Annotated in this window: 10 protein-coding genes; 6 read left to right on the top strand and 4 right to left on the bottom strand. The window is 67.3% G+C overall.

All coding sequences use genetic code 11. The features are described from left to right. The first annotated feature begins 123 nt into the window (after positions 1–123). From malQ to G6N66_RS13070, 4 genes are all read left to right on the top strand, one after another. Positions 124–2274 carry a 4-alpha-glucanotransferase gene (gene malQ / locus G6N66_RS13085; protein WP_085236577.1) on the top strand — a complete coding sequence of 717 codons (2151 nt, stop codon included), beginning with the start codon at positions 124–126 and terminating at the stop codon, positions 2272–2274. Positions 2275–2362: 88 nt separating this feature from the next. Next, positions 2363–2827: a nuclear transport factor 2 family protein gene (locus G6N66_RS13080; RefSeq protein ID WP_085236537.1), complete on the top strand. Its 465-nt coding sequence runs from the start codon at positions 2363–2365 to the stop codon at positions 2825–2827. A 218-nt stretch (positions 2828–3045) separates the two neighbouring features. Further along, positions 3046–4791 carry a molybdopterin-dependent oxidoreductase gene (locus tag G6N66_RS13075; RefSeq protein WP_085236575.1) on the top strand — a complete coding sequence of 582 codons (1746 nt, stop codon included), beginning with the start codon at positions 3046–3048 and terminating at the stop codon, positions 4789–4791. A gap of 117 nt (positions 4792–4908) precedes the next feature. Further along, positions 4909–5181, top strand: a complete 273-nt coding sequence (locus tag G6N66_RS13070) for a hypothetical protein (RefSeq protein WP_085236573.1) — start codon at positions 4909–4911, stop codon at positions 5179–5181. Positions 5182–5234: 53 nt separating this feature from the next. Here the strand turns inward: G6N66_RS13070 and G6N66_RS13065 are convergent, their stop codons facing one another. Then, positions 5235–5663: a type II toxin-antitoxin system Rv0910 family toxin gene (locus G6N66_RS13065; protein WP_085236536.1), complete on the bottom strand. Its 429-nt coding sequence runs from the start codon at positions 5661–5663 to the stop codon at positions 5235–5237. Between the two features lie 75 nt (positions 5664–5738). Next, positions 5739–6302 carry a hypothetical protein gene (locus tag G6N66_RS13060; RefSeq protein ID WP_085236534.1) on the bottom strand — a complete coding sequence of 188 codons (564 nt, stop codon included), beginning with the start codon at positions 6300–6302 and terminating at the stop codon, positions 5739–5741. A gap of 179 nt (positions 6303–6481) precedes the next feature. Here G6N66_RS13060 and G6N66_RS13055 point away from each other — a divergent pair, with 179 nt between their 5' ends. Together G6N66_RS13055 and G6N66_RS13050 are read left to right on the top strand one after the other, a co-directional pair. Beyond that, a complete protein-coding gene (locus G6N66_RS13055; protein ID WP_085236533.1) occupies positions 6482–8278 on the top strand; it encodes a DUF4407 domain-containing protein in 1797 nt (598 codons plus the stop codon). Positions 8279–8404: 126 nt separating this feature from the next. After that, positions 8405–8851 carry a DUF6941 family protein gene (locus G6N66_RS13050; protein WP_085236531.1) on the top strand — a complete coding sequence of 149 codons (447 nt, stop codon included), beginning with the start codon at positions 8405–8407 and terminating at the stop codon, positions 8849–8851. Positions 8852–8899: 48 nt separating this feature from the next. Here the strand turns inward: G6N66_RS13050 and G6N66_RS13045 are convergent, their stop codons facing one another. Both G6N66_RS13045 and G6N66_RS13040 read right to left on the bottom strand, forming a co-directional pair. Beyond that, positions 8900–9694, bottom strand: coding sequence for a DAPG hydrolase family protein (locus G6N66_RS13045; protein ID WP_085236530.1), 795 nt, complete (start codon positions 9692–9694; stop codon positions 8900–8902). Next, the gene (locus G6N66_RS13040; RefSeq protein WP_085236571.1) at positions 9694–11043 is read right to left on the bottom strand and encodes an FAD-binding oxidoreductase; all 1350 of its coding nucleotides are present in this window, start codon (positions 11041–11043) and stop codon (positions 9694–9696) included. Before G6N66_RS13040 ends, G6N66_RS13045 begins: the two co-directional genes overlap by 1 nt. Between the last annotated feature and the right edge of the window lie 23 nt (positions 11044–11066).

The raw sequence follows: 11066 nt of genomic DNA, 5'->3' as shown, positions 1-11066 counted from the left end.
GGGTGAACGGCGGCCGAACAAACGGTGGCCCGGGTGCGGCCGGGGATTGCCAGCTGGTCCCGCCCGGGTGATTCGGGTGGACGTGTTCGGCACCGCGACGATTCTCGACGCAAGATGGGCGGCATGACTGAGCTTGCGCCCTCGCTGGTCGAACTGGCCCGGCGATTCGGTATCGCCACGGCGTATGCGGACTGGACCGGCCGCCAGGTGCAGGTCGCCGAGCCGACGCTGGTGGGCGTGCTTGCCTCGTTCGGCGTCGCCGCCGGCACGGAGCAGGACCGCAACGCGGCCCTGACGGCGCATTCGCGGTCCTACTGGGCGCGCCACATACCGGCCACGATCGTCGCGCGCACCGGCGCGCCCACCCGGTTCTGGGTGCACGTGACCCACGGGGCCCCCGCCGATGTCTGGCTGGAGCTCGAGGACGGCACCGTGCGGGGCGAAGTGCCGCAGGTCGATAACTTCACCCCGCCGTTTGACCTGGACGGGCGCTGGATCGGCGAGGCCAGTTTCGTGCTGCCCGGCGACCTGCCGCTGGGTTATCACCGCGTACATCTCGGCTCTGGTGACTTCCACACCAGCGCCGCGTTGATCGTCACGCCGGATTGGCTCGGGCTGCCCGAGCAGCTCGGCGCCCGCCGCGCGTGGGGTTTGGCCGCTCAGCTCTACAGCGTGCGGTCGCGGCAGTCGTGGGGCGTCGGCGACCTCACCGATCTGACCGACCTCGCGGTGTGGTCGGCGTCTCGGCACGGTGCCGACTATCTGCTGGTCAATCCGCTGCACGCGGCCGCGCCCACCGCCCCGATGGAGCCATCCCCGTACCTACCGACGTCGCGACGGTTCTTCAACCCGCTGTACCTACGTGTCGAGTCCGTCCCGGAATTCGCCGAGCTGACCAAGCGCGGCCGGGTGCGGCGGCTGCGATCCGACGTGCAGCATCGAGCCCGGCGGCGCGACGCCATCGACCGGGACAGCGCCTGGGCGGCCAAGCGGGAGGCGCTCAAGCTGTTGCACGACGCACCGCGATCGGCCGGCCGCGAGCTGGCCTACGAAGCCTTCTGCAAGCGGGAGGGGCGCGCGCTCGACGACTTCGCGACCTGGTGCGCGCTGGCCGAGAAATACGGCGACGACTGGCATGCCTGGCCGGATTATTTGCAGCACCCCGATGAGGTCGGCGTCGGCCGATTTGCCCAAAAGTATTCGGACGCTGTCGATTTCCATCGCTGGCTGCAATGGCAACTGGACGAGCAGCTCGCCTCGGCGCAATCGCAGGCGGTGCGCGCTGGGATGGCGTTGGGGATCATGCACGACCTCGCCGTCGGTGTGCATCCGAACGGGGCCGACGCCTGGGCGCTGCAGGACGCGCTGGCGTTAGGTGTGACCGCGGGTGCGCCGCCCGACGAGTTCAATCAGCTCGGCCAGGACTGGTCACAGCCACCGTGGCGGCCGGACCGGCTGGAAGAACAGGAATACCGGCCGTTTCGCGCACTGATCGGGGCCGTGCTGCGCCATGCCGGCGGCGTACGCATCGACCACATCATCGGGTTGTTCCGGCTGTGGTGGATTCCCGAAGGCGCACTCCCGACCCAGGGCACCTACGTCCGCTACGACCACGAGGCGATGGTCGGCATCGTCGCCCTGGAAGCGCACCGGGCCGGCGCGCTCGTCGTCGGCGAGGACCTGGGCACGGTCGAACCATGGGTTCGCGACTACTTACTACTGCGCGGCGTGCTGGGGACCTCGATCCTGTGGTTCGAGCTGGACCGAGACGGAACCGGTGGTCCGCTTCCCGCCGAGCGGTGGCGGGAGTACTGCCTGTCGTCGGTCACCACCCACGATCTGCCGCCCACCGCAGGGTACCTGGCCGCCGACCACGTGCGGCTGCGCGAATCCCTCGGCCTGCTGACCCGGCCGGTCGAGACCGAACTCGAGTCCGACCGGGCCGAACTGGCGGCCTGGATCGCCGAGTTGCGACGGGTCGGGTTGCTCTCCGATTCGGAAGGGCCCGACGTCGACCCGGAACAGGTGATCCTGGCCCTGTACCGGTATTTGGGCCGAACGCCGTCGCGGCTGTTGGGGGTGGCGCTCACCGACGCGGTCGGCGATCGGCGAACCCAAAACCAGCCCGGCACCACCGACGAATATCCCAACTGGCGGGTCCCGCTGACCGGTCCCGACGGCGCGGCGGTGCTGCTCGAAGACGTGTTCACCGACCGGCGGGCCGCCGCGCTGGCCGACGCGGTGAATGCCGAGGTCGCCCCGCCGACGGGGTAGGCCGACCTGTTAGCTTCAGGGTCATGAACGCCTCCCCGACGCTGGCCGGTGAACCGGTTGCGGGCCAACGACTTCCGGTGCGCTTGCGGTGACGGACCGCGCGACGCTTAGCGATTTGGTGCACCGCTACGCGGCCAATGTCGACGACCGCCAATTCGATGCTGTCGCAGAGCTTTTCACTGCTACCGCCGAGTTGACGGTGCCCGAGCCGCCGGGCGAGCTGCGGCCGGTCCACTCGCACCGGGGGCGGGCCGCCATCGCCGCGGCCGTTGCCGCGGTCGCCCAGACCGAGCGCACCCAGCACGCGATCGTCGGTGAGGTCTACAGCGAGTGCTCGGAACCCGGCACCGCGCGCGGACGCATCGCGTGCAGCGCGCATCACTTCGACCGGCGCGCGGACGAGCTCATCGATGTGGTGTGGCACCTGCGCTACGACGACGAGTATGCGTTGACCGAGACCGGTTGGCGGATCAGTCGCCGGGACCTGACGATCCTCGCGATCGAAGTCCGGCCCGTGCGTCGAGTTCTGCCACGCGATCCGGGTAGCGGTTAGCTAATCGCGCCGGGCACCTGATTCGGGGATGCACTGACCGCTGTCGATCCGCCGGGCCCCGCGCCGAATCCAGGACTTTGGCTGCCTACCTTTTTATCCAAGTGTCCTCGTGTAAATTAGACGCCGTGACTGTGGAGGGGATGAGCGGTGGCCGGCGCGGTGATTCGGCCGGACCGGCCGAAGATCAGATAGCGGGCGGTCGTGCTTCGACGCTGGTAGTGGGCACACCGCTGGCAACGGTGCCCGACTACCGCAACGAAATACATACCGCCGAAGACGCCATCGACGTCGAGACCTACGGGGGTGGATTCGACCTCACCCGGCGGGCCACCGCCCCCCGGCTTCGGGTGGGCCGCGACAAATGGTTCAACCTGTTATGGCTGATTCCGATCGGCTTCGCCCTGTTGGTCGCGGGCGTCGCGATCGGCAAAGGGTTGCACAATATGCCGGCGGTGCAGTCGTTCATCCAACGGCACCCCGGTACCGATGCCCACTCCGGCACCAGTCCGGGCCTGCCCGCGTGGATCGGGTGGACCCACTTTTTCAACCTGTTCATGATGATGTTCATCATCAGGACGGGCATCCAGATTCTCTGTGATCATCCCCGGCTTTACTTCAGTCGCAACGCCACCCCCGGTAAGGACGAGTGGCTGCGGGTCGGGCCGCCGGTACCGGATGACGAGCTATGGACCGCCAACGCCGACACCGTTGCGCTGCCACCGCAATTCGGGCTGCCCGGCTTCCGGCATTCGATCGGGCTGGCCCGCTGGTGGCATCTCGGCGTCGACGTGCTCTGGCTGCTCAACGGCGCGGTCTTTTATGTGCTGTTGTTCGCCACCGGGCAGTGGCGTCACATCGTGCCGACGAGTTGGGATGTCTTCCCCAACGCGGCATCGGTGGCGATTCAGTACCTGTCGCTGGACTGGCCCACCGACAACGGATGGGTCGCCTACAACGGCATGCAGTTGCTCGCGTACTTCACCACGGTCTTCATCGCGGCCCCGGCGGCGCTGATCACCGGCCTGGGGATGTCGCCGGCGCTATCTCAGCGTGTGCACTGGCTGAGCAAGCGGTTGAGCATTCAGCATGCGCGGTCGCTGCATTTCCTTGTGCTGGTGTACTTCTTATTCTTCATCCTCGTCCACGTCACCCTGGTGTTCGCGACCAGTGCGCTGCGCAATCTCAATCACATGTTCGCGGCCCGCGACGACAACAGCTGGATGGGATTCTGGATCTTCGCGGCCGCGATGGCGGTGACCGCGGTCGCGTGGGTGTGGGCCACCCCGTTCACCATTCGTCATCCCCGCGTCATTCAGCGTGTCGGCTATGCGCTGGTGGGCCCGTTCCAACGCGTGCTCGAACAGCTGGACCCCAAGCCCGGCGCCTTCACCGAGGATGACATTTCGCCGCACCACTGGCGCAACGGCCGTTTGCCGGAAACCGTCGAGTATAAAGAGTTGGAGCAGAACGACTTTCGTGATTGGCGGCTGAAGGTCTACGGCCTCGTCGAGCACCCGATGGAGTTCTCGCTCGACGACCTCAAGGCGCTGCCCTACCACGACCAGATCAGTCAGCACTTCTGCATCCAGGCCTGGTCGGGTGTGGCGAAGTGGGGCGGAGTGCAGATGCGGACGATCATGGACATCGTCAAGCCGCTGCCCGAGGCCAAATGGGTGGTGTTCTACTCGATGGGCCTGGGCGCTACCGGCGGCATCTATTACAACGCCCATCACATCGGCCAGATGGACCACCACATGACGATGCTGGCCTACAACATGAACGACCAGCCGCTCCCCTACATGCACGGCAGGCCGCTGCGGTTGCGCAACGAGTTGCAGCATGGATTCAAACTGGTGAAGTGGATCAAGGGGATCGAGTTCGTCGCCGACTACTCCGACATCGGTAGCGGCTACGGCGGCTACAGCGAGGACCACAAGTTCTTCGGGCGCCACCAGACACTGTAGCGACCGAAGCGCATCGAATGTGTTTGCTCAGAAGCATTTTCGGGTAGATGCAGTCCCAGCCTCACTTGACCAAGCTGCCGGATGCGGGCGCACCAAATGATGGCGGAGGGGATGCTGATGAGGGACACTTCGCGCGATCGTGTTCATGCGGTCCAATCGGTGCAGACCTCGGTACGCCGACACGGGCTCGCCGTGATGGCGGCCGTTGTGTTGGCGTTGGTGATCAGCGTCCTCAATTTCGCGCTTGGACACGCCGGGGTCGGCGTCGCGGCCGTGATCGCCGGATTGCTCGCCTTCGGTGCCGGGATGGACTGGCTCGCGATGGACAGCGGGCGCGTCCGCCAGGCGGAAAGCGGCGCGCCTACGACGCGCAGAGCGCCGCCAACCTGATCGAACGATATGAGCACGCAACTGTTCTAGGCGGGCTGTAGGTTTCGCTGTCGCTACTGCAGGGCGGCCAGGTTTTCCACCGACGTGCGCACATCGGAGCGGAGGACTCTGGCGACGAGCTTGCCGACCGGCCCGCTGAGTACGCCGCCCTTGAGATCGGCCGTGAGGTGAAAAACCGATCCCCGATCGTCCGGAGAGACCTGCAGCGCGACCGATATTCGAATCCCGCCCTTGGCCCGGCCTTGCAGCTCAACGGATTTCGGCTCGTCGTAGTGGATCACCTGCCAGTGGACGACGCTGCGGAAGCCCTTGACCTTGATGCACGACGAGACGCGGGTGCCCTGCTCGATGGTCGACGGCACCTCCGACCGCCATCCGCCGAAAATCGTCATCCATTCATCGAACCGGTGCAGGTCGGACGCCAGCTTCCAGGCGGCGCCCGGATCCAGATCCGACGACGTCGAAACATCTACTCGTGCCATGTCTTATCTGCTCTCCCCTAGGCCTACCCGGGCATACCCGGTTGCGCCGACGCGTTAAACGGGGCCCCGGCGAACTTAGTCGCCACTCCAGAAGGCGTCCAGCGATTCGGCGACGTCGATGACCTGCGCGGCTTGGGATTGGGGAGCGTCGATTTCGTCCGCGACGTACTGGGCGATGAAACGCCGGATCTCGCCATCGACGCCGGCAAGGATGCGCAACACCTCGCCGCGGATGGAGGTGGACGACACGTTGACGGTGATATCGGACGGCCGCGGCTTGGCGACGTCCACGATCAGCAGCAGGGGTTCGGCGGCGCGTGCCGTGGCCCGCAGCGCGATGTCCCCGGTGACGGCGAACCGCTGCTTGTCCAGCCGCAGATCGAGCAGCAGATCGATCGCCAGGGGAATGTGGATGACGAAGGTGATGAGATCACCGAGGCTTCGGGTGACCCGGGGGTCCTTGATCGCGACGCTGGCGCTGACTTTGGCGATCCCACCGGGCCCCTGAGCAATCGGCTCCATCTCGAATTCGCTGCCCGCAATGTCGGCGAGTGCGGCCGCGACGCGTTCCGGGGTGACGGCGACCTCGAAGAATTTGCGTCCGAACTCCTCGTAGGTGACGTATTCGTGGTTTTCCATAGGCTTATACCGTCTCACGTCGCCCGGCAGAACCGGCGCTGATCTGCGTGCGTCCGGCCTCGCGTCGCGTCCAACTGGCTTGCGCCGGGGGTTGTGACGAGCACCACAACGGCTTGCCTCGATTCGGTGTGTCGCGCGGCGGCCTGCCAGGCTGGAGCACTGGGGAGGTTTGCAGTCTCATGTGTGCCCAGAAATTGATCCAGTCACGCTCGATCGCATCCCGGATCGAGGGTCCGCTCACCTGGCTTGGTGGCGGCGACTGGCGCCAGCTCGGCGAACATCGGGAGCGGTCCAACCACGCGGTTGCCGGCGCCGTCGTGGCGTTCGGCGCCGCGCTGGCGTGGCTGGTGGCCAGCGTGGCCATCGGTGCGTCGACGCGCGTGCCGATGCCCGCCGTCGTCGCGCTTACCCTCGTCTTCGGTCTGATGGTCGGTGCGGTGACCCGCGGTACTGCCAGCGGGCCGCGCCACGGTTGGCCGGGCACGGTGGGCCGCGCGGCGGTCGCGGTCGCGGTCGGTGTCGTCGTCGGCGAACTGGCCGCGCTGGTGCTGTTTTCCGGCCCGATCGAGCAGCGGCTCGACCAACGGGCCTTCGCCCACGCCGATTCGTCGCCGGCGGTCGCCCGGGTGTCCGCGTCACTGCAGCGATCGCAGGCCGCACGTCTTGCCCTCGACAATGCCGTCCAGCAGGCCCGCGAGAACCAGGACAAAGCGTTGGTCGTCGCGCGGTGCGAATACCACCCGACGCCGGCGTGCCCACAGACCCGGATCACCGGCGTCCCGGGTGCCGGTCCCGAAACACGAACGGCGAACGAGCTTCTCAGCGATGCCCAGCATGAGCTGGACGATGCGTTGGCGGCGCGCGATCGTCAGGCACCCGCATTGGACGCCGAAGTCGCGCGCGGCGAACAGGCGCTGGCCGCGGTCCGCCAGCAGGTGGTGGCCGACGCCGGGCGCGGTTTGGGCCCCCGCTGGGTGGCGCTGAATGAGCTCACCTCCGCCAGCGGCGCCACGCTGGCCCTGCGGGCGCTCACGATCGCGTTGTTTGCGCTGCTCTACCTGCTGCCGTTGATCCTGCGGCAATGGCGCGGCGAGACAACCGAGGACCGCCACACGACCGCCCGCGCGGACCGCGAACGCGCCGAGCTCGAGGCCGACACGGCGATCGCGATCAAACGGGCCGAGGTTCGCCGCGCAGCCGAAATCATGTGGGCCGAGCACCAACTCACCCAGGCCCGGCTCGCCATCGAGGCCCAGGCCGAAATCGACCGCGAACAGCAGCGGCGCCGCGTCGTCGAAGCCCTCGAGCCGCCCATGCACGCGGATACCGCGCGTGCCGTCGAGGCGGTGGGGGACGACATGTACCTACCGATCGCCGCCGAGGCCGAGGCAGCGGCCAGCCGGGCCGCCGCCGAATTGCCGGCTTCGGCGGGGCAACGCCACGACAGCCCGCAGAACTTGCCGGCACCGGCGCAGCCAGGCGGCGCCCCGTCGATTCCGTCGATTCCGGACGCAACGGCGCACCTGGGCAAGGCGGCGGCCCGCTGGATTCGCCCGTTGGTGCCGCCGCTCGTTGGGCGCGTCATCGACAACACGACTCAGCCGCTGACCAAGCCGCTGCGTACCGCGCGGCAGGTGTTCGAAGACGTCGAGGAGATCGCGTTCTCGTTCAAGCGCACCCGCAAGATCACCGTCAACACCGAGAGCTCGGACGTCGGCGAACAACCGCAGACCGCCGCCGCGGCGCCCGGCGACATCAGCCGTATCGAATCGTCACGGGGCGAGCCGCACCGCACATTTCAGCGCCCCGAGCAGCGACACGAGCCGGCGCGGCTACCCGAAGCACCGCGCAACGACCTGGCGAGCCTGTCGGCGGGGCGGGCCGAGCGGACCACCGATCGCGAGCTCGCGGGACGCGATGGGCCACGCGAGCTGCGTGCGCCCGAGGGTCCGCGCCAATTGCCGCCCGCGGACTAGCTACCGGCAACACGGGCCTAGGATGGGTTCCGCGTTTCCGCGGATCACCCGGATCCGCGCGAGTGGCAATGACAGGGCGGGATCTTTGGTGGTATTTCGAAGTGCGATCGTGACCCCGGTGGGCGCATGAAGACCAGCCTGCTGCTCGCCGACGCGGCACAGGCCGATGCCCAATCCGGAAAGGTCAACGCGCTCGGCCTGGGGTGGCGGCAATGTCAAACGCCGACACCCGCTTTCGCCTTGGTGGTGTTCCTAGACATCGACTGGGATGAGACCAACGAACAACATCGGCTCAAATGCCAGCTGTTGACCACCGACGGCGATCCCGTGACGGTGCCCGGGCCACACGGACCCCAGCCGATGATGTTCGAAGCGGCCGCCGAGGCAGGCCGGCCGCCCGGCGCGATCCACGGCACCGCGGTGCGCATGCCGCTGACCCTGAACATCCCGCCCGGGATCGCGCTGGAGCCGGGGGTCTACGAGTGGCGCGTCGAGGTCGAGGGATTCGAGATGGCCACCGCGGTGGAGCCGTTCACCGTGCTCGGCCCCGCGCCAGCAGGACCCGGTCTGTGATCACTCTGTAAATACCCGGCCTGCCAAGCACTTTCGCGTCGCACCCGCCTACTCGTTGCCGAATGCCCGGTAAAGTTCCGGCAAGAAGCCGGCCAGGTGGTTCATCTCCTGCGCGCAGTGCACCAACAGGTTGCGGGCGCTGACTTCCGGGCTGCCGAGCACCCGCGCCGCGATAGGGCGTACCGCCCGCGAGGCCACGCCCGGCGCCTTGCGCACGGCGATGTGCGATCCACCCATCCAGAACCGGGACCGCATCTCCGCCCCCCGTTCCGTGGAGCGGACATGGTGGATGAACCAGCCGACGTCGACCGGCGCGTCACTGGCACCCAGCCGCGCGCAGATCGCGACGGCGTCGTCGCTGTCGGGCGGACAGCCCATCTCCGCGGGCGCGACGAATTGGATTGCGCCGTTGAGCATGCTGGAGCCGATGTACTCGCTAATCAGCGACCATCGACCGATGTAGCTCAAATCGTCCTTCCCGTCCTTCCACGCGGCGGACAGGTGCGCCCGCGGATGCCACAACTTGTAGCGGCGCGTGTCGCAGCCGTGCCAGCCGAACCACCATGACCACATCCGCGGGGTGACCCCGGGCATGTCGGTGAGCACCGATACCTGATAGCTGCCGTCGTCGAGGACGCCAAACCCGTTCTCGGTCTGCTGATAACCCTCCTCGGCGACGGACGCCGCGTCTTCGTAGGCCAACAGCGCCATCCCCCCTTGCAGGCCGTGCTGCAGCGCCTCGACGACATGCTTTGGCAGCGGGGCCATTTCGGGCTTGAAGAACTTGCCGAACGGCGTGTTCGCGTCGTCGCCGCGGTAGCCGAGGTACAGCTCGCCGGTCATCAGATTCGTCCCATCCAACTGTTGAACAACCCGTCGGGGTCGTATTGGGCGCGCAACCGGTCGAGCTTGGCCATGGCGTCGTCGGTGGCGAATCGCGCCGGGCGCTGACCGAGGTTTTCGTCGGCAAGCTGAATGCCAACGGCCAAGTGCGACATCGCCTCCATGTTGGACCGCGCCCAATCGGCATAGCGCGCGGCGTCGGCGGGATCCGTCGCGTCATTCCAAGAGCCATACAGCGCCAGGTAGATGTCGGCCTCGACGCTGTAGGCCATGTCCTGGCGGGGTGGGACGGGGCCCCAGTTCAGCCAGAGGAAGTGCGCCGGATGCGGCGGCAAGGTGTCGAGGATGGTTCGGATCCCCGGCAGCAGGTCTTCGGCCGGCGCCGACGTCCACATATTGTCCACCGCGTAATGATGGTCGGATAGGTAGTGGCTCATCGCGACGTCATACCAGGTAGGCAAATCGGTTGGCATATAAGGCACTTTCACTAGCGCCTTGTCGGCGACCGGGCAGGTGCCGAACAGCGCCAGGGCCTTTTCGGCCTCCTCCTCGGAGTCGGCGAACGCGGGCGACGCAAACGAGATGACGGGTTCTTCGATGCCCATGTTCGGTTCACCGCGGGACGCCACCGCCTGCAACTCGACCCGGGGGTCGACCTCGGCGCCCACGGCGCGCGCCCAGGTAAACACCTCGTCGGCCAGATCGAACGGGTAGAGATACACGCTGGTGCCGCAGACCGCCGGGCGCGGATACAGCTTCAGGTGATACGACGTGACGACACCGAAAAAGCCGGGCCCCGCCCCCCGCGCGGCCCAGTAGAGGTCGGGGTGGTTGTCTGCGTCGCAGTGGAGTTGCTCCCCGTCGGCGGTGATGACATCGACGCCGATGACACTCTCGACGGCCGGACCGTAGATCCGGCTGTTCCAGCCGTATCCGCCTTGCAACAGATACCCGCCGAGGCAGACGCCCTTGCAGTGGCCGCCCGGGAAAAACAGGCCCTGCTCCTGCAGGTCGGCCATGAGCAGGCTGCCGCCCTTGCCCGGACCGGCGACGGCGGTGCTGTTTTCGGCGTCGATCGTGGCGTGGTCGAGCCGACTGACGTCGAGCAGCACCGACCCGTCCCGCAGATGGTTGGCCGCGAAGCTGTGCCCACCCGAAACGACGCTGACCTTGAGGCCGTTGGCTTTGGCATAGCGCAGCCCGGCGACGATGTCGTCGGCGTCGACGGCCTGCACAATCACCTCCGGATAGCGGTCTGGCACCCGCTGATGCCAGACCGTGGCGCGGCGGGCCGACTCGTACCCGTCGTCGCTGCGGAACAGGTGCCGGCCTGCCGGTAGAGCGCTCATCTCGAACTCCTCGAAATCCACAT

Source organism: Mycobacterium conspicuum (assembly GCF_010730195.1).
In the GTDB taxonomy this organism is placed as follows: domain Bacteria; phylum Actinomycetota; class Actinomycetes; order Mycobacteriales; family Mycobacteriaceae; genus Mycobacterium; species Mycobacterium conspicuum.
Note: the sequence above shows the minus strand (reverse complement) of the source record. Positions and strands in the feature narration are given on the sequence as shown.

What these genes read in the sequence shown, in the direction of transcription:
- G6N66_RS13045 (WP_085236530.1), bottom strand. Translation starts at nt 9,694, where the DNA reads ATGACCGGCGAGCTGTACCTCGGCTACCGCGGCGACGACGCGAACACG.
- malQ (WP_085236577.1), top strand. Translation starts at nt 124, where the DNA reads ATGACTGAGCTTGCGCCCTCGCTGGTCGAACTGGCCCGGCGATTCGGT.
- G6N66_RS13060 (WP_085236534.1), bottom strand. Translation starts at nt 6,302, where the DNA reads ATGGAAAACCACGAATACGTCACCTACGAGGAGTTCGGACGCAAATTC.
- G6N66_RS13065 (WP_085236536.1), bottom strand. Translation starts at nt 5,663, where the DNA reads ATGGCACGAGTAGATGTTTCGACGTCGTCGGATCTGGATCCGGGCGCC.
- G6N66_RS13070 (WP_085236573.1), top strand. Translation starts at nt 4,909, where the DNA reads ATGAGGGACACTTCGCGCGATCGTGTTCATGCGGTCCAATCGGTGCAG.
- G6N66_RS13055 (WP_085236533.1), top strand. Translation starts at nt 6,482, where the DNA reads ATGTGTGCCCAGAAATTGATCCAGTCACGCTCGATCGCATCCCGGATC.
- G6N66_RS13050 (WP_085236531.1), top strand. Translation starts at nt 8,405, where the DNA reads ATGAAGACCAGCCTGCTGCTCGCCGACGCGGCACAGGCCGATGCCCAA.
- G6N66_RS13040 (WP_085236571.1), bottom strand. Translation starts at nt 11,043, where the DNA reads ATGAGCGCTCTACCGGCAGGCCGGCACCTGTTCCGCAGCGACGACGGG.